Annotated in this window: 18 protein-coding genes; 5 read left to right on the top strand and 13 right to left on the bottom strand. The window is 67.6% G+C overall.

What is annotated here, in order from left to right; all coding sequences use genetic code 11:
• Nucleotides 1–10 precede the first annotated feature (10 nt).
• The 3 genes from KHO18_RS20385 to KHO18_RS20375 all read left to right on the top strand — a co-directional run bounded on the left by KHO18_RS20385 (nt 11) and on the right by KHO18_RS20375 (nt 6,310).
• Nucleotides 11–2,278 carry a xanthine dehydrogenase family protein molybdopterin-binding subunit gene (locus KHO18_RS20385; protein WP_144197376.1) on the top strand — a complete coding sequence of 756 codons (2,268 nt, stop codon included), beginning with the start codon at nt 11–13 and terminating at the stop codon, nt 2,276–2,278.
• 724 nt (nt 2,279–3,002) lie between these two features.
• Nucleotides 3,003–5,915 carry an autotransporter family protein gene (locus KHO18_RS20380; RefSeq protein WP_186296815.1) on the top strand — a complete coding sequence of 971 codons (2,913 nt, stop codon included), beginning with the start codon at nt 3,003–3,005 and terminating at the stop codon, nt 5,913–5,915.
• Between the two features lie 110 nt (nt 5,916–6,025).
• Nucleotides 6,026–6,310, top strand: coding sequence for a winged helix-turn-helix domain-containing protein (locus tag KHO18_RS20375; RefSeq protein ID WP_144197378.1), 285 nt, complete (start codon nt 6,026–6,028; stop codon nt 6,308–6,310).
• Here the strand turns inward: KHO18_RS20375 and KHO18_RS20370 are convergent.
• Entirely contained in the window at nt 6,307–7,170 is an 864-nt protein-coding gene (locus KHO18_RS20370; protein ID WP_244844948.1) for a DUF1653 domain-containing protein, read from the bottom strand. The genes KHO18_RS20375 and KHO18_RS20370 overlap by 4 nt on opposite strands.
• 246 nt (nt 7,171–7,416) lie before the next feature.
• Between KHO18_RS20370 and groES the strand changes: the two genes are divergently transcribed.
• Nucleotides 7,417–7,707, top strand: a complete 291-nt coding sequence (groES, locus tag KHO18_RS20365) for a co-chaperone GroES (RefSeq protein ID WP_008644494.1) — start codon at nt 7,417–7,419, stop codon at nt 7,705–7,707.
• Between the two features lie 37 nt (nt 7,708–7,744).
• Complete coding sequence (gene groL, locus KHO18_RS20360) at nt 7,745–9,388, top strand: chaperonin GroEL (RefSeq protein ID WP_144197379.1); 1,644 nt, start codon at nt 7,745–7,747, stop codon at nt 9,386–9,388.
• A gap of 110 nt (nt 9,389–9,498) precedes the next feature.
• Here groL and KHO18_RS20355 read toward each other — a convergent pair whose 3' ends face one another.
• The 12 genes from KHO18_RS20355 to cpaB form a co-directional block, all read right to left on the bottom strand.
• Entirely contained in the window at nt 9,499–9,906 is a 408-nt protein-coding gene (locus tag KHO18_RS20355; protein ID WP_186296816.1) for a T6SS amidase immunity protein Tai4 family protein, read from the bottom strand.
• Between the two features lie 92 nt (nt 9,907–9,998).
• Nucleotides 9,999–10,391 (bottom strand): T6SS effector amidase Tae4 family protein, encoded by a 393-nt coding sequence (locus tag KHO18_RS20350; protein ID WP_211943774.1) that lies wholly within the window; start codon nt 10,389–10,391, stop codon nt 9,999–10,001.
• Between the two features lie 126 nt (nt 10,392–10,517).
• Nucleotides 10,518–11,306 (bottom strand): metallophosphoesterase, encoded by a 789-nt coding sequence (locus KHO18_RS20345; RefSeq protein ID WP_144197381.1) that lies wholly within the window; start codon nt 11,304–11,306, stop codon nt 10,518–10,520.
• Nucleotides 11,307–11,482: 176 nt separating this feature from the next.
• On the bottom strand, nt 11,483–12,535 hold the full coding sequence (locus KHO18_RS20340; RefSeq protein WP_244844940.1) for a TadG family pilus assembly protein: 1,053 nt from the start codon (nt 12,533–12,535) through the stop codon (nt 11,483–11,485).
• Nucleotides 12,536–12,561: 26 nt separating this feature from the next.
• Nucleotides 12,562–13,038, bottom strand: coding sequence for a TadE/TadG family type IV pilus assembly protein (locus KHO18_RS20335; protein WP_144197382.1), 477 nt, complete (start codon nt 13,036–13,038; stop codon nt 12,562–12,564).
• A gap of 17 nt (nt 13,039–13,055) precedes the next feature.
• Nucleotides 13,056–14,000, bottom strand: a complete 945-nt coding sequence (locus KHO18_RS20330) for a type II secretion system F family protein (RefSeq protein ID WP_144197383.1) — start codon at nt 13,998–14,000, stop codon at nt 13,056–13,058.
• Between the two features lie 52 nt (nt 14,001–14,052).
• Entirely contained in the window at nt 14,053–15,030 is a 978-nt protein-coding gene (locus tag KHO18_RS20325; RefSeq protein WP_211943773.1) for a type II secretion system F family protein, read from the bottom strand.
• Nucleotides 15,031–15,039: 9 nt separating this feature from the next.
• Complete coding sequence (locus tag KHO18_RS20320) at nt 15,040–16,452, bottom strand: CpaF family protein (protein ID WP_144197385.1); 1,413 nt, start codon at nt 16,450–16,452, stop codon at nt 15,040–15,042.
• Between the two features lie 33 nt (nt 16,453–16,485).
• Complete coding sequence (locus KHO18_RS20315) at nt 16,486–17,679, bottom strand: AAA family ATPase (protein WP_144197386.1); 1,194 nt, start codon at nt 17,677–17,679, stop codon at nt 16,486–16,488.
• Between the two features lie 39 nt (nt 17,680–17,718).
• On the bottom strand, nt 17,719–18,030 hold the full coding sequence (locus KHO18_RS20310) for a hypothetical protein (protein ID WP_211943772.1): 312 nt from the start codon (nt 18,028–18,030) through the stop codon (nt 17,719–17,721).
• Nucleotides 18,031–18,056: 26 nt separating this feature from the next.
• Nucleotides 18,057–19,811, bottom strand: coding sequence for a type II and III secretion system protein family protein (locus KHO18_RS20305; RefSeq protein WP_211943771.1), 1,755 nt, complete (start codon nt 19,809–19,811; stop codon nt 18,057–18,059).
• A gap of 81 nt (nt 19,812–19,892) precedes the next feature.
• The gene (gene cpaB, locus KHO18_RS20300) at nt 19,893–20,738 is read right to left on the bottom strand and encodes a Flp pilus assembly protein CpaB (RefSeq protein WP_144197389.1); all 846 of its coding nucleotides are present in this window, start codon (nt 20,736–20,738) and stop codon (nt 19,893–19,895) included.
• Between the last annotated feature and the right edge of the window lie 186 nt (nt 20,739–20,924).

Below are 20,924 nucleotides of genomic sequence, written 5' to 3'. Positions count from 1 at the left end.
GGGAATCATCATGCGAATTCGTGGCATTGAAGCATTGGCCGGCGGCAGCGGCGCGCCGGTGACCGAGGCGTCCGCGCCGGCCGAAGGCATTGCGCCGCTCTCGCGGCGCAGCTTCCTGAAGCTGGGCGGGATGGCCGGCGGCGGGCTGGCGATCGGAATTGGCGGGATGGCCGGCCTCAGCACGGTCGCCCAGGCTGAGGAGGGCGCGCCCAAGGCGCCGTCCGCGCCGCAGGCGTTCCTGATCATCGCCCCGGACAACACCGTGACGGTGGCCGTGAACCGGCTCGAGTTCGGCCAGGGCGTGCAGACGGCCCTGCCGATGGCGCTGGCCGAGGAACTGGACGTGGACTGGAAGAACGTGCGCGCGGTGCTGGCCCCGGCCGGCGACGCGTACAAGGACCCGGCCTTCGGCATCCAGATGACAGGCGGCTCCACGGCCCTGAACCACTCGTTCCAGCAGTACCGCGAACTGGGCGCGCGCGCCCGGGCGATGCTGATCTCGGCGGCGGCGCAGCAGTGGAAGGTGGACCCGGCGAGCTGCAGCACGTCGCTCGGCGTGGTCACCTCCGGCAGCCATCGCGCCACCTATGGCGAGCTGGCCAACGCCGCCATGGGCCTGCCCGTGCCGGCGCAGGTCACGCTCAAGGACCCGGCGCAGTTCCGCATCGTCGGCAAGCCCACGCCGCGCCTGGATTCGGCCGCCAAGCTGCACGGCGACGCCGTGTTCGGCATCGACACCCGGCTCAAGGACATGGTCGTGGCCGTGGTGGCCCGCCCGCCGCGCTTTGGCGGCAAGGTCAAGTCGTTCAACGCCGACCGCGCACGCAAGATCAAGGGCGTGGTCGATGTGATGCTGGTGCCCGTGGACCGCGGCGGCACCGGCGTGGCCGTGGTGGCCGACGGCTACTGGCCGGCCAAGACCGCGCGCGAGGCGCTGGAGATCGTCTGGGAAGACAGCGGCTCGACGGTGAGCACCGCCGCGCTGTTCGACCAGTACAGCAAGCTGGCCACGCAGCCGGGCACGGTGGCGAAGCCGCTGGAGGGCATCGACGCCTCGCTCAAGGGCGCGGCGAAGGTGATCGACGCCGAATACCGCCTGCCGTACCTGGCCCACGCGCCGATGGAGCCGCTCAACTGCACCATGCAGGCCGAGGTGGCCGGCAACAAGGCCACGGCGGTGAAGGTGTGGGTGGGCTCGCAGTTCCAGACCATCGACCAGGCCGCCATCGCCCGCACGCTGGGGCTGGCGCCGGAGAAGGTCACGCTGAACACGATGATGGCTGGCGGCGGCTTCGGCCGGCGCGCGGTGCCGACCTCGGACTATCTGGTCGAGGCCGCCAACGTGCTGCGCACGTGGATCGGCAACGGCCACACCGAGCCGCTCAAGGTGATGTGGAGCCGTGAGGACGACATCAAGGGCGGCTACTACCGGCCGCTGCACGTGCACCGCGCGCGCATTGGCGTGGACGCCAAGGGCGGCGTGGTGGGCTGGCAGCACACCATCGTCGGCCAGTCGATCATCGCCGGCACGCCGTTCGAGCCGATGATGGTCAAGAACGGCGTGGACGCGACGATGACCGAGGGCATCGTCGAGAACGACTACGACCTGCCGCTGCAACTGGCCGTGCACCATCCGAAGGTGGACGTGCCGGTGCTCTGGTGGCGCTCGGTGGGCAACACGCACACGGGTTTCGTCAAGGAGACGCTGGCCGACGAGATGGCCACCGCCGCCAAGCAGGACCCGGTGGCGTGGCGCCTGGCCCGGCTGGACCCGCAGAAGCACGCCCGGCACCGCGCCGCGCTGCAGCTGGCGGTGGACAAGTCCGGCTACGGCAAGAAGAAGCTGCCGAAGGGGCATGCCTGGGGCGTGGCCGTGCACGAGTCGTTCGGCTCGGTGGTGGCCTATGTGGTGGACGTGTCGGTGGTCAAAGGTGAGCCGCGCGTGCACCGCGTGACCGCCGGCGTGCATGCCAACCGCGTGGTCAATCCGCTCTCGGCCGAGGCGCAGATCCAGGGCGGCTGCGTGTTCGGGCTGTCGATGACCCGGCCCGGGTTTGCCATCGAGATCGAGAACGGCGCGGTGAAGAACAGCAACTTCCCCGACTACCCGCCGCCGCGCATGCCGGATGCCCCGCAGGTGGACGTGTTCTTCGTCCCCTCGCAGGACAACCCGACCGGCCTTGGCGAACCGGGCGTGCCGGCCATCGCGCCGGCGGTGGCCAACGCGCTGTTCCGCCTCACCGGCAAGCGCCAGCGCCAGTTGCCGTTCGTGGTCTGAGGCGCGCTGGCCGCGTCGGCCAGATATCGTTCCTCACCTCCCGCCCCTCTCCTGCCATGCATCCTGCAAGTGGGAGAGGGGCCATCACCGACAGCGACACCGCTGTTACGTGCCAGCGGCGACGCCGCGCCTCCATCCTCCTCTGACAGTAGTGTTCCGCCCCGAATCTGACGGGCCTGAATTGTCGCGCGCAGTCACTCGCACATCCCCCGAGGATGTGTTGTGGCGATGTAAAACATCATCATTTGACGTACCTCTTTCAGCGCCTAGGATGGTTGTACTTTCACGCCGATGCCGCGTGATGGCGCAGTCCACGCAGACTCTGACAAGGATGTTTCTAGAGAGGGCGCATATGAAAACCTTCAAAGCGAAGCTCGCTGCGGCAACGCTGGTGGCGCCATATTCACTGCTTCATGCGCAAGTCGTCACCGTTCCATCCTCGACCTCCACGGTCCGTTTGCAGACGCTCGATCCTGCGGCGACGAACTTTGAGGCGCCCGCCGGTACCGTTATCGCGGTAGCCACGGATGATGGCCTGAATGCGAATAACACGCGGAACTGGAATCTCGTCAATCGCGGCACGATCACGGGAACCAATGACGGGATCTCCCTTGGCGCTCTCACTCCGGGTGGCTCACGCTTCGAGAATTACGGCACGGTGAGCACCTCGGCAACGACGGGGGTCGGACCATTCGGCGGCTTGTACGCGAATAGCGGGGCGACGGTGATCAATCACGCCGGCGCCACGATCTCCAGCGGAGACCGTGCCATCCACATGGGCGCGCCCGGCACGGTGACCAACAACGGACTGTTGCAAGGGGGGCAGGACACGGTCATCTTCGTGCAGGGCGGGACGTTCACGCAGGGCGCCACGGGCCAGGTTTCTGGCCTGAATGGGGTCGTCTTCAGCGCCAATACGCTGGCAGGCACCAACGCAGGGTTGATACGCGTGGCAGGTACCGGGTTATGGGTGCGCGGCGGCGCAGCCGGAACGTTCGACAACACGGGAGGGACCATCGAGGTCATTGCCACGGGCGGGCTGCGCACCGCGGTGGTGGCTGATACTGGCGCGAAGCTCGACTTGGTGGGCGGCTTCGTCCTGGCGGCCGGCGGGTTTTCGCGGGGGCTTGTCGCGCAAGACGTGCAATCGACGATCAACGCCCGCGACCTGTCGATTGAAGCCGATGGAAACCAGGCGCGGGCCGCCAACGCGATTGCCGGCGGCGTGACCACAGTGACCAATACGAGCATGACAGCGCGGGGCCCTGGCAGTGCGGGTGTCGTGGCGTTGACCGCAGGGCGTGTCCAGGTAAGCGGCGGCACGGTGACGACGACGGGCGCTGACGGTGACGGTCTGGTGGCCTACGGCGACAGTGCGGGCGGGGCAGGTGGCGTGGTCGTGGCCGATGGCGTGCGGATCAGCACGTCTGGCGCCACCGCCTATGGAGCACGTGCTGCGGGCGCGGGAACGGGCACGCCGGCATCCGTAACGATGACGGGCGGTTCGGTGGAGACGTCGGGTGATGGCGCCATCGGGCTGGTTGCCATCACGCAGACCACGCTGACCGCGGGCAACGTCGCCGTGACCACGCGTGGCGTGGGCAGCGAAGGCGCTACGGCGAGGAACGCCGCGCGACTTGTCATGAACGGTGGTTCCGTGACAACGACGGGCAATGACGCCGTGGGCCTCAGCACGGTGGGCTCGGGCGAACCTGACCAGGTGGGTGCCGTGAATGATCCGGATGCGGCGATCATTCCAGGCGCGTCCGTGGGCGGCGCCTCACTCGCGGCGACCGGGGTCACCGTCAACACAAGCGGTACGGGGTCGCATGGCGTTCGTGTGCGTGGCGACAGTGTGCTGTCGTTGGTCGACAGCACGGTCACGGCCAGCGGCGCCGGCGCCAACGCGGTGCAATACGAAGCGGCCGGCGGCGCGGGCACGCTGACCGCTGCGGGTTCGACCCTCGTCTCCCAGCAGGGCGCTGGCATTGCCATGAACGGGGGGACGATGAACGTGTCGATGACAACGTCATCATTGCATGGCAGCGCGGCGTTGTTCAACGTCACGGGTGGCGGCACGCTGAACCTGAATGCTGACGCCGGCTCCACGCTGACCGGTGCGGCGCTGACCGAGGCAGGCAGTACGTCGAATCTCGTCCTGCGGGACAGCACGTGGAACCTCACCGGCGACTCGCGGCTCACGACGCTCAACAACGACCCAAGCCAGATCCTGTTCTCCGCACCGGTGGGCGGGGTGTTCAAGACGCTGACCGTCGGCCAGTACAGCGGCGACGGCGTCATCGGGCTCAACACCTATCTGGGTGGCGATGGCTCGCCATCGGACAAGCTGGTGATCGACGGCGGGACCGCCTCCGGCACGTCCAGGCTACGGGTGACGAATGCGGGGGGGCCGGGGCTGGTCACGAGCGCGAGCGGCATCCAGCTCGTCGATACGATCAACGGCGGCACGACGCAGGCCGGTGCGTTCTCGATCGACGGCCGCGCGGTGGCTGGCCCTTATGAATACCGGTTGTTCCGGGGCAGCATCGACGGCACCGCGCCGCAAGCCTGGTACCTGCGCTCCGAGCAGGACCCGCCTCCGCCGCCGCCCGACCCCGCGCCGGGCCCCGCTCCGAGCCCTGCGCCGGACCCTGTGCCCGATGTGCCCAGGCCGGTACGTCCGCTGTATCGGCCAGAGGTGGGCGCGTATCTTGCCAATCAACGCCTGTCGGGCCAGATGTTCGTGCATAGCCTGCATGATCGCCGCGGCGAGCCGCAGTATGCGGAGGGGGTGGGCCTCGTGGGGCAAGGCAAGCCGGGTGCGGGCTGGCTGCGCATGGTGGGCAAGTGGGAAGGCGGGCGTAGCAAGGATGGCGTGTTCAAGACCAGCACCGATTCGTTCCTGCTGCAAGGCGGCGCGGAGTTGGCGACGTGGCAGGCGGGCGGCGTGGCGAGCCGCCTGCATGCGGGCGTGATGGGCAGCTACGGCTACGCCAGCAGCGATGCCGAGGCGCAAGCCAACAGTGCACACGCGAAAGGCAAGGTCGAGGGCTGGAGCCTCGGGATCTACGGCACCTGGTACCAGGACGACGAGAAGAAGCACGGCGCCTATGCCGACGCATGGTTCCAGTACGGCTGGTTCAGCAACCGCGTGGAAGGCGACCAGTTGCCCACGGTGAAGTACAGCGCGAACGGGCTGGCGGTGTCTGGCGAGGTCGGCTATGCCATGCCGCTGCGCGGCGGCTGGGTCGTCGAACCGCAGGCGCAGTTGATCTACGTCGACTACAACGAGAGCGACATCGACGAGCCGAACGGCACCCGCGTGCGTGGCGCCAGTGCGAGCGGCATCCTGACGCGGCTGGGCGTGCGAACGCACCGCACGTTCGTGCGCGAAGACGGTCGCAAGCTGCAACCCTATGTCACGCTCAACTGGTGGTACTCGGACACCGAGAGCCACATCGCCTTCAACCAGGTGCAACTGGGTTCGATGTACCCGCGCAACCGCTTCGAAGCCAAGGTGGGCATGAACCTGGCGCTGAACAAGTCGTGGTCGGGCTGGACCAGCGTGTCCGGCGCATGGGGCCAGCAGGATTACTACCAGTACGCGGTGCGTGTGGGCGTGCGATACGCGTGGTGACCGGCACGGCCTGCCGGATGAGGGGTCAGCGCAACACCCGGACCGCAGACTTGCGTTTGCCGCGTCAGCACGGTACAAACGAACGCAACCATCACGACACGGGGTTGGCCATGGCCACTCAGGAAAGCGCGCTGACGTTTGCGCTGCTCGCCGTGCCCGCGCGCGCGGCCATCTGCCGCGCCTTGCTCGAGGCCGGCGATGACGGCCTGCCGGCCGACCAGCTCGCCCAGCTTGCCGGGCTCACCCTCCATCGCGCGGCCCATCACTTCGGCGAGATGGTGCAGGCCGAAGTACTCGTCCTCGTGATTCGTGACCGCCGGGTCGGCTATGTGCTCAAGGCGCGCCGCGAGGTGCGCGAGGCGCTGAGCTACCTCGACAGCAGCGGACTCGACTAAGCCTGGGGCAGGGCGGCCGCAATCCGGGCGATGATCCGGGCGATATTGTCGCGCGCGGGTTGCTCGGCATCGGCAAACGCGGGCGTCAGGAACAGCCGCTCGCGCTGCGCCAGCGTGGTGAGGAATTCCACGCGGCGCGCCATGAAGGCGGCGTGCAGCGCCGCGCCCGCCAGCCCGGTGCGGCGGGCCAGCAGCGCGCGGTTCTCCTCGAACACGGCGGCCGTGTAGGCATCGAACGCCTCGGCGGGGGCCGCCAGCCGGTACAGGTCCAGATCGAGCACCGTGGCCGCGTCGGGCGCGGTCGGCGTGTGCGTGCGGGTGTCCAGGACGATCTGCATGGCCTGGCGGAGCACGTCGGCATCCACATCCCCCACCATCGTTTCGATCAACGCCGCCGAAGCGGCTTCGTTGTGCTCGCAGCCGGGCACGTACACCGCGTCATGGAACAGCACCGCCAGCGCCTGCGCCGGGCTCAGCGCGAGGCCCCGGGCGTGCGCCACCTCGAACATCTCGAGCACATGGGTGCGGTCGTGGTAGCGGCGATAGGGCGCCTCATAGAGCGCCAGCGCCTGGAGCACGGTCTGGCGCGGCAGGAAGTCCAGACAGGCCAGCGCGGCCGGCCAGTCCGGCGCGAAGCGGGGCATCTCGCCCGCGTCGGTCCGCACCGGCTCGGTGAAGACTTCCGCCGTGCGCACCCACAGGATCGAGCGGTCGCGCATGGACTCGTAGACCACCACGGGCGCCAGGTCGGCCTCGAAGCGGCCCAGGCCGGTCACACGGTAGGCGCCGCCCTTGTAGTGGCGGTAGGGCATGCCCGGCACGAGGTCCGGGTCGTTCGGCATCGGCATCGGCATCGGCATCGGAAAGGGATTCGCCAAGATATAGACTCCACGGTTGCGGCGGATCATAAGCTATAGGGTAAACCCTTGCCTAGGGAAACCCCGTATTCAGCCCTTGTCTTGAAAACGACAACCCTCGTCCCTATAATTAGCACTCCCCGGGGGTGAGTGCTAACAGAGCCCTCGCGGTACCCGAAAACTCGTTGGCCGTCGCCTTCAGACGGCCATTTGTGAATCAAAACTCACTTTTTGTACCTAGGAGTCCGTATGAACCTGCGTCCTCTGCACGACCGTGTGATCGTGAAGCGTCTGGACAATGAAACCAAGACCGCATCCGGCATCGTGATTCCCGACAATGCTGCCGAGAAGCCCGATCAAGGCGAAGTCCTCGCCATCGGCCCCGGCAAGAAGGATGACAAGGGCAACAACATTGCCCTCGACGTCAAGGTGGGTGACCGCGTGCTGTTCGGCAAGTATGCCGGCCAGGGCGTGAAGGTGGATGGCCAGGAACTGCTGGTCATGCGCGAAGAAGACATCATGGCCGTGGTCAACAAGTAATCCACGCGTCACTCGTACAGATCAGGAGAAACAGAACATGGCAGCAAAAGACGTAGTGTTTGGCGACGCCGCCCGTGCCAAGATGGTCGAAGGCGTGAACATTCTCGCCAACGCAGTGAAGGTGACCCTGGGCCCGAAGGGTCGCAACGTGGTGCTGGAGCGCAGCTTCGGCGGCCCGACCGTGACCAAGGACGGCGTGTCCGTGGCCAAGGAAATCGAACTGAAGGACAAGCTCCAGAACATGGGCGCGCAGATGGTCAAGGAAGTGGCTTCCAAGACCAGCGACAACGCCGGTGACGGTACCACCACCGCTACCGTGCTGGCCCAGTCGATCGTCCGCGAAGGCATGAAGTTCGTGGCCGCCGGCATGAACCCGATGGACCTGAAGCGCGGCATCGACAAGGCTGTCGGCGCTGCCGTGGAAGAGCTGAAGAAGCTGTCCAAGCCCACCACCACCAGCAAGGAAATCGCCCAGGTTGGCGCGATCTCGGCCAACAGCGACGCCTCGATCGGCGAGCGCATTGCCGAAGCCATGGACAAGGTTGGCAAGGAAGGCGTGATCACCGTGGAAGACGGCAAGTCGCTGGCCGACGAGCTGGAAGTCGTGGAAGGCATGCAGTTCGACCGCGGCTACCTGTCGCCGTACTTCATCAACAACCCGGAAAAGCAGGTTGTTGCCCTGGACAGCCCGTTCGTCCTGCTGTTCGACAAGAAGGTGTCGAACATCCGTGACCTGCTGCCGGTGCTGGAGCAAGTGGCCAAGGCTGGCCGTCCGCTGCTGATCATCGCCGAAGACGTCGAGGGCGAAGCCCTGGCAACGCTGGTGGTGAACAACATCCGTGGCATCCTGAAGACCGCCGCCGTGAAGGCCCCGGGCTTCGGCGACCGCCGCAAGGCCATGCTGGAAGACATCGCCATCCTGACCGGCGGTACCGTCATCGCCGAGGAAATCGGCCTGACGCTGGAAAAGGCCACGCTGCAGGACCTGGGCCAGGCCAAGCGCATCGAGATCGGCAAGGAAAACACCATCATCATCGACGGTGCCGGCGACGGCTCGGCCATCGAAGGCCGTGTGAAGCAGATCCGCGCCCAGATCGAGGAAGCCACCTCGGACTACGACCGTGAAAAGCTGCAAGAGCGCGTGGCCAAGCTGGCCGGCGGTGTTGCCGTGATCAAGGTTGGCGCTGCCACCGAAGTCGAAATGAAGGAAAAGAAGGCACGCGTGGAAGACGCGCTGCACGCCACCCGCGCTGCCGTGGAAGAAGGCATCGTCCCCGGCGGTGGTGTGGCCCTGCTGCGCGCCCGCGCTGCGATCTCGGCCCTGCAAGGCGAAAACCCTGACCAGAACGCCGGTATCAAGATCGTGCTGCGCGCCATGGAAGAGCCGCTGCGCCAGATCGTGCTGAACGCTGGTGAAGAGGCTTCGGTCGTGGTGGCCAAGGTGATCGAAGGCAAGGGTAACTACGGTTACAACGCTGCCTCGGGCGAGTACGGCGACCTGGTGGAAATGGGCGTGCTGGACCCGACCAAGGTGACCCGCACCGCGCTGCAGAACGCCGCCTCGGTGGCTTCGCTGATGCTGACCACGGACTGCGCCGTGGCGGAATCGCCGAAGGAAGAGTCGGCTCCGGCCATGCCGGGCGGCATGGGCGGCATGGGCGGCATGGACGGCATGATGTAAATCACGCCGGACCAGACGGGGCCTCCGGGTCTCGTCAACGTCTGACAAAAACCCCCGCGGGCGCAAGCTCGCGGGGGTTTTTGTTTTGGGGGTAGCTTCGCAGGTAGGCGCTAGTTGACCCGGGGCTGTTTGCGCACCAATTGGTCCAGTTCCTTGCTGTAGAACAGGTCGATGCATTTCATGGTGTTCAACTCCGTGGGCGTCTCGCCGATCTCGGGCTTCGAGCCGTATTTACGGGCGACGAACTTGCCGATGAGGGTTCGGATGGCGTCGTAGCTTTCGATCGGTTGCTTCCCAAATTCGAAGTAGGCGCCTGCCGTTGCCCTGGCATCGGCTCTGTCAGCCGGGCTCGTCGCAATTCTTGCAAGGCAAGCGCTCAAGGCCCAGTTTTTCAGCAGCGTACGTTGCGAGAATCTTTGCAAGGGATGTGTATTTTCAGCCGACTGGGATGGTCTTCCGTCTGCATAGGCCGACGTTACGAATGTCGCGCATATGACCGCGATTCCGATCTTCCTCATGGGAGTTTCCATAGGGAGGCGGTTTTGGGTATGAACGTCCCATTGTCAGGGTCGTTGGCGAAATGGCATTTGTCTACACATTGCGCCCCATCTCACAGCGTCGCATGCCCGTGAGCGCCAATCCATCCATACCCTTTGACGACCAAGATGCCGCGCATGTTCGCAAATGCGACCGGTCGAGGCGAATGGACAGTCTTGTCAGGTCTACCAAGGTTGTGCTCAAGATAAGCAAGCATGTCGTCGACGCGGTAGATGTACTGTTGCCGATCACCACCGCTCACCATGCGGAACTTCGATGTCTTGCGAATCGGAAATCCGGTCTTGTTCAGGACATAGCTCATCCTGATGGCACATGCGTTCTCGAAGCCGTCCGGCATTTCGATATTCATCTGGACGTTTCCGCCAATCAGCTTGCCAACCGCTCGAACCGGAACCCTAACGGCCACAAACGCATTCCAGACGGCTTGAAACGAAGGTCTGCCCATCACTGCTCCTCGCTGTCAGAAGAGCGGCCACTATGTCGGGCGCGGCGTGAGCATGTCCAGTTTTCGTGCCGCAATCGGCACCTGTTGGCGCGTTTTGCGATCGATTTAAAGAAAGTACGTGGTGGTCTAGATCTCCACCACCCGCCCCCAGTCAAACACCGGGTTCTCCGGGTTTCCGGTCCGTCGCGATATATACCCGCGCGGGTTGCAGACCACGCGGGACTGGTCGATCCAGTAGTCGAAGCTGGTGTGGGTGTGGCCGTGGATCCAGAGGTCGGCTTGGGCCACGAGGTCGGGGCGGCGGGAGAGGAAGCCGGCGGAGACGATGTCGTGGGCGTAGCGGGGGTCCAGGCTGCCGAGGTCGGGGCCGTGGTGGGTGACGACCACGGTCTTGCCGTCGAAGGGTTCGGCCAGCGTGTCCGTCAGCCAGGCGGTAGCGGCGCGGTGGCGGGCCAGGGCGTCGGCGGGGGTGTAGGGGCGGTGCTGGCCGGCCGCGTCAGTGGTCTCGATCAGCCGGTGGTCCACCACCACGCGGGCGCAGGCCTGCATGGCGTCGTCGATGCGGTCGGTGCCAAAGAGGCAGTAGTCGGTCCACCAGGTGGTACCGATCACGCGCACCGGGCGGCCGTCAGCATCGGCGTACTCGGCCACGGCGCCGTTGAGCAGCGCCACGTTGGGCGCTGCCTCGGCCGCCTCGGCCATCAGACGGTCCACGGTGTCGAAGTCGTTCTCGTAGTACTCGTGGTTGCCGGGCACGTAGACCACCGGCACATCGAAGGTGCGGGCGGCCCAGTCGATGCCGTCGCGGCCGTTGGCGATGTCGCCGGCCAGGATCACGAGGTCCGCCGCGCACGCGGGGACGGCGTCGGTCTGGTTGTGCTCCAGGTGGATGTCGCTGAGGATGCGCAACTTCATGGGGGCTCCCGGACTCGCCATGTGGATGTGCGGTCGATTCTTCAAAAAAAAGACAGCCTGGTCAAGACCAGGCTGCAAAAGAGGAGCCAGGGGGGCCTCGGCGCTGCTCATGGGGGGCAGCGCGAGGGGCTGGCCGTGCCCGGGAGACCCGGCCGTGCCACTGGCTCCTGTCCTGGCTAGCGGGCCAGGCGCGGGGGGACGTAGCCGCCGTAGTACGGCCCGACGCCGCCGCCGCTGTTCGTGACCTTGAAGTTGGGGATGAAGTAGCCCTCGATGTACTTGCCGCTGCCGCCCACCGAGGCGGTGATATGGAACGCCGCGAAGGCGGTGACCGGGCCGAGCGAGCCCGGGTTGAGCGACGAGGTGACCGGCAGCAGGTAGTCCTGGTTGACCCCGACATAGTTGTAGTTCGAGGTCTTGGTGCCGTCCTGCATCCAGATCTGGTCGCCGATGGCCACCGGCGCCGGGTTGCCGGTCTGGATCAGGTCGCGCGTGGCGGTGGCGCTGTTGTCGGTGGATTTGAACGTGGTCCACTGGCCCGATTCGCACGGCCCGTAGTGGTAGGCGGAGCCGATGCGGAACACATAGGGCTTGTTGGTGGCCGGATCGAGCTTGGGCTGGTTGGTGGCGCTGTCCCAGAAGTTGTTGTACAGGCACTGGCTCAGGGCTACCGGGAACAGCCCGCCGTTGCCGATGATGCCCGGCGCCGCGATCACCGCCACGGCGGTGGCCGTGGTGCTCGCCGCGGCACCGTCGAAGATCTGCGCCAGCAGGGTTGGCACCGGCCCGCCGTTGCTGCCGGCGCCCCGGCTGATGGTCACCTGCACCGCTGGCACGTCATTGGATGTCGGCGTGATGTCCTGCGGCTGGAGCCCGGCCGGCGTGCCGGTCAGGTTCCAGTAGCCGGCCTGCACCGTGCCGCTGGTCAGCGTGACCCCGGCGGCCTTGTTCAGGCTGATGGCGTTCGTGCCCTTGGTAACGCCGGTGGTCCAGGCGGGATTGGGATTGGCCGGGAACAACCCGGCCGCCCCGGCCAGCGCGGCAGCATCGGCGGCATTCTGCAACTCGTTGCGCACGATGGCCAGATGGGCGACATCCACCGCCAGCGCGCCCACCGACAGCACCGAGATCAGCATGAACGGCATCATGATGCCGATGGCGCCGCGCTGGCGCTGCCGGCGGGTCGGTCGGGCGCGTGGCGGGTTCTGCTGCGGGGTTTCCTGGCGCATGGCACACCTCCTGTCTCTGGATTGGGCTACTCGCACAGCATGGTGGTGAGCGCGTTGATCGTCAGCGGCCCGGTGAAGGGCCGGATCAGCGGGCCGAGCAGCAGGCCGTTGAACGTGTACGACACCTGCACGGTCAGCGCGGTCCCGGTCGATGCGCATGGCGAGACCGTCAGCGGGAAGGTGCAGGTGGCGGCGGCGCCGTAGGTGACCAGCTTGTTGGTGCAGTAGTTGAGCGCCACCTGCTTGATCTGGGCGCTGGTCATTGCCGGGGACTTCAGCACCACGCCGGCGCGGGCGGCCTCGCGGCTGGCGTTGGTGACCACGGACTTGTCATAGAGCGCGGTGCCGAACTCGATCACGCCGAAGACGATGAACAGCAGCAGCGGAAAGATCAGCGCGAATTCCACGGCGGCGGCGCCGGCGTGGCGCGGGCCGCCCGGCTGGTGGTGCCGGGGGGGAAGGGTGCGAAGGCGGCGAAGGTGGAGGGAGGCAGGTCGGCGCATGGCGGTCTCCGGCGGGGTCAGTTGCTGGCCACGCTGCGCAGGGCGGTCACCACCTGGATGGCGGCCGGCCCGAGCAGCACCACGAACAGCGACGGGAAGATGCAGAAGATCAGCGGGAACAGGATCTTGGTGCCGATCTTGGCCGCGCGTTCCTCGGCCAGCGAGTGGCGCTTGGTGCGCAGCATGTCCGAATGCACGCGCAGCGATTCCGCCACACTGGTGCCGAAGCGGTCCGCCTGGATCAGCATCGCCACCAGCATGCTCACATCCTCCACGCCGGTGCGCGCCGACAGGTTGCGCAGCGCCTTGTCACGCGGCAGGCCGGCGCGCAGTTCCAGCGTCAGCAGCTCGTATTCCTCGGCCATGGCCGGGCGGGCGGTGCGCATCTCGGCCACCACGCGCAGGATCGCGGCATCCAGGCTCAGGCCGGCTTCCACACAGACCATGATCAGGTCCAGGCTGTCCGGGAAGGACTCGAAGATGTCGCGCTGGCGGTGGCGCACCTTCCAGCGCAGCGCGAAGTTGGGCAGGTAGAAGCCCGCCACCGCCACTGCGAACAGCCCTGTCATGAATTCGGACTGCCGCGCGGCTTCCACCTCGCCGACCAGCGCCACCCACAGCGCCATCGGCAGGCCGAACGCGAGCACGGTCTTGGCGCCGAAGTAGAGCGGAATTGCCTCGGGCGAGCGCCATCCGGCATGGATGAAGCGCGTGCGCAGCGCGGAGTTCTCCCAGCCCTCCTTCGGCAGCGAGAGCTGCGCCAGCGGCCGGGCCAGCCGCTCCATCTGGCGCATCCATTCGCGGCGGCCGTCCGGGATCGGCGCGCCGCCGGGCGCCTCGCGCTCGATCTGGCCGAGCCGGCGTACCACGGGGTTCGGGCGCATCACGATCATCGCGACCCAGGCCGCGCCGAAGACGATGGCGAAAGTGACGCCCAACAGCAGGATCGTTGTGGTTGGCATGGTTGTCCGGGAATCTTCCCGCCTCGGTAATTGGGGTGCCTGAATGCCTGCCCTAGACGTGGATCCGCACGATCTGGCGCATCCACAGGATGCCCACGCAGGTCATGGCGACGGCGTACCAGAGCATCTGAATGCCGGTCGGGTCGGTCCACAGCGTGGCCATCATCTCGGGATTGATCTGGAACACGATGCCGCCGACCACCACCGGCAGCAGCGTCAGGATCCAGCCGCCGAGCCGGCCCTCGGCCGACAGCACGCGCACCTTGTCCAGCAGTTGCAGCCGCTTGCGGATCAGGCCCGCCACGTTGTCGAGGATCTCGGCCAGGTTGCCGCCGGATTCGCGCTGGATCAGCACCGCGATGACCAGGTAGCGCAGGTCCTCGATCGGTACCCGGTCGGTCAGGCCGGCCAGCGCGTCGTGCAGCGGAATGCCGTAGTTGATCTCGCCGAACACCAGGCCCAGTTCCGTGCCGATGGGCGCCGGCAGCTCGTGCCCGGCCATGTCCAGCGCGCTGGGCAGCGAGTGGCCGGCGCGCAGCGCGCGGCTGATCAGGTCGGCGGCCTCGGGCAGCTGCGCTTCCAGCGTCGCGAGCCGCCGGGCCCGCTTGCGCAGCACGCACAGCAGCGGCAGCGTGCTGGCCGCGCCGGCCATCAGCAGCACGGCGTACCACGGCGCGTTCAGCATCGTCAGCACCATGCCGGCGAGGCTGGGCGCGGCCAGCGTGAGGGCCAGGAAGCGTCCCACGGACATGTTCATGCCCGATTGCAGCATGATGTGATCCAGCGCCTGCATGCGCGGCAGGCGCCGCAGCAGACGGGCCAGCGCCGGCGACTGGCTCATCACGCGCTGCTTGAGGATGCCGGCGTCCTGCCCGTGGCCAGCGCTGTTGAGCAGCGCCGCCTCCACGCGATGGCTGAAGCGCCGCGCGTGCTGGCTGTGATACGTGTTCCACCACAGGTAGGCGCCGATCCCGCCCAGCACGATGGCCAGGAACACCGACAGCGCGAAGGCGATCATCATCGGATTCATGGCGCGCTCCTAGACTTCGTGCTGCACGGCGGGGTCGAACAGCGCTTCCGGCAGGTGGATGCCGAAGGCCTGGAGCCGCTCGCAGAACTTCGGCCGCACGCCCGTGGCGCAGAAGTGCCCGCGGATGCGGCCGTCGCGCTCCACGCCCTGGCGGCGGAAGGTGAAGATCTCCTGCATGTTGACGACCTCGCCCTCCATGCCGGTGATCTCCTGCACGCTGACGAGCTTGCGGCGCCCATCGGTGAGGCGCGAGACCTGCACCACCACCGACAGCGCCGAGGTGATCTGCTGGCGCATGGTGCGCGTGGGCAGCGCCAGGCCGGCCATGCTGATCATGTTCTCGAGCCGCGTCAGTGCATCGCGCGGCGTGTTGGCGTGGATGGTGGCCAGCGAGCCTTCGTGGCCGGTGTTCATCGCGTGGAGCATGTCCAGCGCCTCGGCGCCGCGCACTTCGCCCAGGATGATCCGGTCCGGCCGCATCCGCAGTGCGTTCTTGACCAGCGCACGCTGGGTGATCTCGCCCCGGCCCTCGATGTTGGCGGGGCGCGTCTCCAGGCGCAGCACGTGCTGCTGGCGCAGTTGCAGTTCCGCCGCGTCCTCGATGGTCACCACACGCTCGTCGGCCGGGATGAAGCCCGAGAGGATGTTCAGCAGCGTGGTCTTGCCGCTGCCGGTGCCGCCCGAGATCAGGATGTTGAGCTTGGCACGCACCATGGCGTCGAGCAGCTGGGCCATCTCGTCGGTCAGCGTGCTCAGGCCGATCAGGTCCTTGACCTGCAGCGGGTTCACCGCGAACCGGCGGATCGAGAGCAGCGGGCCGTCGATGGCCGAGGGCGGGATGATGGCGTTGATGCGCGAGCCGTCCGGCAGGCGCGCATCGACCATCGGGCTCGATTCGTCGATGCGGCGGCCCATGCGCGACACCATCTTGTCGATCACGCGCAGCAGGTGGGCGTCATCGAGGAAGGTCACGTCGGTCAGTTCGAGCTTGCCGCGCCGCTCCACGTACACGTGGCGGGCGGTGTTGACGAGGATGTCCGAGATGGTGGGGTCGGCCAGCAGCGGCTCGAGCGGCCCGTAGCCGAGCATCTCGTCCTGGACGTCCGAGACCAGGCGGCGCCGCTCCGACTCGTTCACCGGGTGGTTGCCTTCCTCGATGATCCGCTCCACCAGCTGCGCCAGCTCGCGTCGGACCTGTTCGGGCGGCATGTGTTGCAGGCGGCTGAGCTCCACGCGATCGACCAGCGTCTGGTGAATCTCCAGCGCCAGTTGCTGGTAGGCGGGCGTCACCGCGCCCGAGCCGGCCGTGCCGCTGGCAGCGTGGCTGCCGTTGGCACCATGCACGGCGGCGCCGTTGGCGCGCGCCACGCGCTCGGGCAGGGCTTCGCCGGCCTGGCGGAAGAGTTGTTCTCGCAGTGACATCTTGGACTCCTGGTGTCGCCGTGGCGGGCCCGGTCAGGCGCGCGCCGGGGCATGGACCTGATTGTTCTGGCCGAACAGCTTGCGCAGCAGGTTGTCGCGGCGCGGCTGGGTGTCGGGATAGAGCTGCCGGGCCATGTCGGCCAGCGCGCGGGCGATGGCGCAGTTCGGCGCCAGTTGCGCTACCGGCACGCCCTGCTCGCTGGCGTCCCGGACCGGGCCGGCATCGAGCGGCAGCACATGGGCCACGCGCACGCCGAAGGCGTCTTCCAGCGTGCGCTGGGCGATGTTGGCGTGCCGGTCGTCGCCGTTGAGCACCAGGCGCACGCGGTCGGTGTGGTAGCTCAGCGACTGGCAGAGGTCGAACAGCCGGCGGCCTGCGCGCAGGTGGGCCAGGCTGCGGCGCATCACCGCGTAGATCAGGTTGCTGTGGTCCAGCACCACGAGGGTGGCCGGGTTGATGTCCTGGCCGATGTCGAAGACCACCGCGTCGTACTGCTGGCGCGCCACGGCCAGGATGCGCTCCAGGTGTGCGGCCTTGATCTCGCCTGCCTTGATCGGGTCGCCGGCGGCTGGCACTACGTCGAAGCCGGGGCAGACGTGGGTCACGCAGGCGTCCAGCAGCGCGGCGTCGAGCCGGTCTACCTGGCGGCAGACGTCCGACAGCGTGGCGGGCGGCGTCTGGTCGGTCATCAGGAAGGCGGCGTCGCCATATTGCTGGCTCAGGTCCACCAGCAGCACGCGCTTCTTGTGCCGGGTGGCCATCACGTGGGCGAAGTTGGCCGCCACGAAGGTAGTGCCGCTGCCGCCCTTGCAGGCGGTGAAGGCCAGCACCTGACCCTCGGCGCGGCCATTGCTGAGCGCGTGGCTGGTGCAGCGCTGGAGTTCGTCGCGGAACTCCTGGGCCTCGGGCGGCCACGGCAGCACGCCCTGCACGCCGGCGCGCATGGCCCGCATCAGCAGGTCGGCGGACGGGTGCGCGGTCAGCAGCATGCACAGCGTTTCCGGGTGCTCGGTGGTGATGCGGCGCAGTTGGACGATGTCGTCCGCGCCGACCTCGGGCGCATCCACGATCAGCAGGTCGGTGCCGAGCGTGAGCGCGGGGTCGGCCAGCGCGACGGCCGGCGCGGCCCGCACGCGCTGTACCACGTGGTTGGCGCTCTGGGCGATCAGTCCCGCCACGTAATGCAGGTGCGCTTCGTCGGCGGATACTACGGCGATCTTTGCCATGGCTTCACTCCTGGAGACAGCGTGCGGCGGCCGTGCGGCCTACCGTCCCATGTTGTTGAGACCGCTGGAGGCGCCCACGCCGATCGTGAAGGCGTTGGCGTCTGACTGCGGCGTGCGGAACTGGGTGCCGTAGCGGTCCATCGCCGCCGTGGCGGCGCGGCCGTCGATGCCTGTCACGGGGTCGGTGTTGTTCGAGGCATCGGGGTTCAGGATCTGCATCGCCCGCAGGGTGCGCACGGCGTCGCCGAACTGCTGGTCGTACATCGGCGTGGTGGCCATGCAGCCCGAGAGACCCGCGACGGTGCCGAGCAGGGCCACGAGCGCAGCGGGGCGAAGGAAGTTGGTCGTCATGATGTGCTCCTGGTTCGGGTCTGCGCTTATTCGCCGGCGGCGTCTGCGGCGGCGGGGACGGGCACGCTGGTGGTGGGCGCGGCGGATGGGGCCGTCAGCGGGGCTGCAGCAGGCACGGCAGGGGCGGGCAGCGCGGCGGGGGCCGGGCGCGCGGGGTGGCCTTCCATGTTGCCGTTCAGGTAGACCTCGCCCGGGGTGGTCGGCCCGAAGGTGTCGGTCGGCAGCGGGTAGTTGGCCGGCAGCGGCTTCACCAGGCGCGGCGTGACCACGAACACCAGCTCGGTGCGGTCCTGCTGGAAGTTGGTGCTGCGCATCAGCGTGCCCACCACCGGCAGTTCGCCCACGCCCGGCAGCGCCTTGAGGCTGCCCGTGATGTTGTTCTTGATCAGCCCGCCGATGGCGAAGCTCTGGCCGTCGTAGACCTGCAGCGTGGTGGAGGCCCGCCGCGTGTTGATCAGCGGCAGGATCGACGTGCCCGACACGTTCGGCGCGGTCAGCGCCACCCCGGTCGGCGAGAGCTCGGACACCTCCGGTGCCACCTTGAGGTTGATGCGGCCGTTCTCCATCACCGTCGGCGTGAACTTCAGCCCGACGCCGAAGGTTTCCTCCTGCAGGATGATGGTGGTGCCCGTGCCGCCAAAGCTCTGCGGCACCGGGATGAACACCTTGCCGCCGGCCAGGAAGCTCGCCTCCTGCCCGCTGATCGCCATCAGGTTCGGCTCGGCCAGGATCTTCACCAGCCCGTCGCCTTTCTGCGCGTCGATCGCGAACTGGAGCGGCAGGTTGTTGGCCTTGCTGAAGGAGAGCAGGTCCGGCGCCCCCGAGAGGAAGTTGGCCAGCAGCCCGAAGCTCCAGCTGCCGAACGCGGCGTTCAGGTTCGCGGCGGAGCCCATCTGGTCGATCAGGCTCTTGGAGACCTCGGCCACCTTCACTTCGAGCATCACCTGCTGCGGCGCTTCCACCACCAGCATGTTGATGATGCGCGGGCTGCGCACCGGCATGCCGTTGTTGGCGGAATTGCTGGACATGGTCCCGTTCTGCTGCTGGCCCTGGGCCGCGCCCTGCGGGTTCTGCGCCGGGCCGCGCGTCTGGCGCATGACGAAGGCGTTGGCGATGTCCAGCACCTTCTGCGCCTGCACCGAGTCTTTCACCGTGCCGGTCAGCACCAGGCTGTCTGCGGCGGACGAGACCCGCACGCGGCCTGCGTCGGGCAGCAGGTCGCGCAGGGTGGCCTGGAGCCCGCCGGGATCGGCGCCGACCACCAGGTCGATCACGCTGCACGAGCCGCTGCGACCCTGCACGATCATATTGGTGGTGCCCACTTCCTGGCCCAGCACGTAGAGCGTCTGCGGGGAGACCAGCATCGCCTGCGCCACGTTGGGGTTGCCGAGCGAGCGGGCCTTGACCGCCTCCGGCATCTCGATCATCGTCGATTTGCCAACCGGCACCTGCACCTCGCGCCGTTCGCGCATGGCGCCGACGCAGTTCGGTCCGCGTGCCGGCGCGGTGTCCCGCGGCGCGGCCGCCGCGGCGGCGACCCCTCCCTGGACACTGCCCTGCATGTTGCCCTGCATGTTGCCCTGCATGTTCCCAACGGCCGCGAGGCGAACCGGCCGGGCGGGGCCGGCGGCGTTGGCCGTGGCCATCGCCGCCTCCATGCCAGCCTGCCCCCGGGCAGGCGTGCCCCACAACATGCACAAAGCCGTCAATGCGAGCACGGTGGCCTGCAGTTGCGGGGCGATACGGCGCGCTGCGCCTTGATGCGTGGTGATGCGATCCATGATGTTCCCCCGGTGGGTTCGCGCAGTCATTGCGGGCAGTTACCGCGTGGGCCTGCCTTTCTCAGACGCGTGAGCCGTGGTTCAAAAGCATTCCTGGTTGTGCTGGTTGCCGCTGATGACGCCGATGCAGGTACCGGAGAAGGTTTTCTCCGCCACGCGCCGCACCACCTGTACTGTCCGGGTCACGGGGGCGGCCGCCGCGATCACGGGTTCCTTGAGGAGGGAATGCTTGGTGGCGCCGGCGGTCTCGGCCGGGCGCGGGTCCATCTGGTTGCGCAGCACCAGCGAGAGCGAGCCCACGCTGCGTGCCAGGTCGAGCTTCTCGGCCTCGTCGGGCGACACTTCCAGCGTGACCGCGTTCACCACCTTCGGCTTGGTCTCGTCGCGGTTCACCTCCTGGGCCACGGCCAGCACCAGGATCTTCTCCAGCACGATCTTCGAGATCGACTGGTCGGTGCGCTCCGCGCTGGCCTTGCCGTCCTGCTTGTCCTTCTGCGTGTTGACGATGATGTCGACGAAGCTGCCTGGCAGGGCGAAGCCGGCCACGCCGACCACGTCGTTCACACGCACGGTGATGGCGCGCTTGCCGTTGGCGATGACCGCCGAGAGGCCGCCCTTGGTGCCCACCGGCGTCAGCTTGGACTCCAGCACCGGCTCGCCGCGCGAGAGGCTGGCCTTGGTGACGCGGCCGGCGAGCGAGGCGGCGTCCTGGACCACGCCGGGCGGCAGGCTGGCGGCGGGCCAGTCCACCAGCTTCACGGCCTCGGGGGTGATCTGCTGGCCCAGGCTGATGTCGGCGGCCGCCACGGCCACCTTGGTGATGCCGTTGCTGCCTTGCTGCAGCAGCCAGCGGGACGCGAGCATGACGGCGCTGAGCCCCGCGACGGTGGCGATCAGCAGCATGAACAGGATGCGCAGGTTCTTCATTTTCGGCTCCTCTTGCTCAGAAGAAGATGGTGCGATGTGCCAGGATGCGCGGGCACGTGGCGGGAATGGCGGGGCGTCCGGTGCGTCTGGCGGCGCGGTGGCGTCCGGGCCGGCGGGCGGCATCCTGGCCGCCGGCGGCTGTCATGTGGTGGCCTGGGCGCGACCCGGACCCGTGGCGGTGTGCCG

The sequence above is a fragment of the Cupriavidus campinensis genome (assembly GCF_905397395.1).
In the GTDB taxonomy this organism is placed as follows: domain Bacteria; phylum Pseudomonadota; class Gammaproteobacteria; order Burkholderiales; family Burkholderiaceae; genus Cupriavidus; species Cupriavidus campinensis.
Note: the sequence above shows the minus strand (reverse complement) of the source record. Positions and strands in the feature narration are given on the sequence as shown.

Excerpts from the sequence above, each read along its gene's own strand:
- KHO18_RS20325 (WP_211943773.1), bottom strand. The coding sequence starts at position 15,030 with ATGAATCCGATGATGATCGCCTTCGCGCTGTCGGTGTTCCTGGCCATC.
- groL (WP_144197379.1), top strand. The coding sequence starts at position 7,745 with ATGGCAGCAAAAGACGTAGTGTTTGGCGACGCCGCCCGTGCCAAGATG.
- KHO18_RS20305 (WP_211943771.1), bottom strand. The coding sequence starts at position 19,811 with ATGGATCGCATCACCACGCATCAAGGCGCAGCGCGCCGTATCGCCCCG.
- KHO18_RS20385 (WP_144197376.1), top strand. The coding sequence starts at position 11 with ATGCGAATTCGTGGCATTGAAGCATTGGCCGGCGGCAGCGGCGCGCCG.
- KHO18_RS20345 (WP_144197381.1), bottom strand. The coding sequence starts at position 11,306 with ATGAAGTTGCGCATCCTCAGCGACATCCACCTGGAGCACAACCAGACC.
- KHO18_RS20310 (WP_211943772.1), bottom strand. The coding sequence starts at position 18,030 with ATGACGACCAACTTCCTTCGCCCCGCTGCGCTCGTGGCCCTGCTCGGC.
- KHO18_RS20320 (WP_144197385.1), bottom strand. The coding sequence starts at position 16,452 with ATGTCACTGCGAGAACAACTCTTCCGCCAGGCCGGCGAAGCCCTGCCC.
- KHO18_RS20315 (WP_144197386.1), bottom strand. The coding sequence starts at position 17,679 with ATGGCAAAGATCGCCGTAGTATCCGCCGACGAAGCGCACCTGCATTAC.
- KHO18_RS20330 (WP_144197383.1), bottom strand. The coding sequence starts at position 14,000 with ATGCCAACCACAACGATCCTGCTGTTGGGCGTCACTTTCGCCATCGTC.
- groES (WP_008644494.1), top strand. The coding sequence starts at position 7,417 with ATGAACCTGCGTCCTCTGCACGACCGTGTGATCGTGAAGCGTCTGGAC.
- KHO18_RS20355 (WP_186296816.1), bottom strand. The coding sequence starts at position 9,906 with ATGAGGAAGATCGGAATCGCGGTCATATGCGCGACATTCGTAACGTCG.
- KHO18_RS20340 (WP_244844940.1), bottom strand. The coding sequence starts at position 12,535 with ATGCGCCAGGAAACCCCGCAGCAGAACCCGCCACGCGCCCGACCGACC.
- cpaB (WP_144197389.1), bottom strand. The coding sequence starts at position 20,738 with ATGAAGAACCTGCGCATCCTGTTCATGCTGCTGATCGCCACCGTCGCG.
- KHO18_RS20370 (WP_244844948.1), bottom strand. The coding sequence starts at position 7,170 with ATGCCGATGCCGATGCCGATGCCGAACGACCCGGACCTCGTGCCGGGC.
- KHO18_RS20335 (WP_144197382.1), bottom strand. The coding sequence starts at position 13,038 with ATGCGCCGACCTGCCTCCCTCCACCTTCGCCGCCTTCGCACCCTTCCC.
- KHO18_RS20375 (WP_144197378.1), top strand. The coding sequence starts at position 6,026 with ATGGCCACTCAGGAAAGCGCGCTGACGTTTGCGCTGCTCGCCGTGCCC.
- KHO18_RS20350 (WP_211943774.1), bottom strand. The coding sequence starts at position 10,391 with ATGGGCAGACCTTCGTTTCAAGCCGTCTGGAATGCGTTTGTGGCCGTT.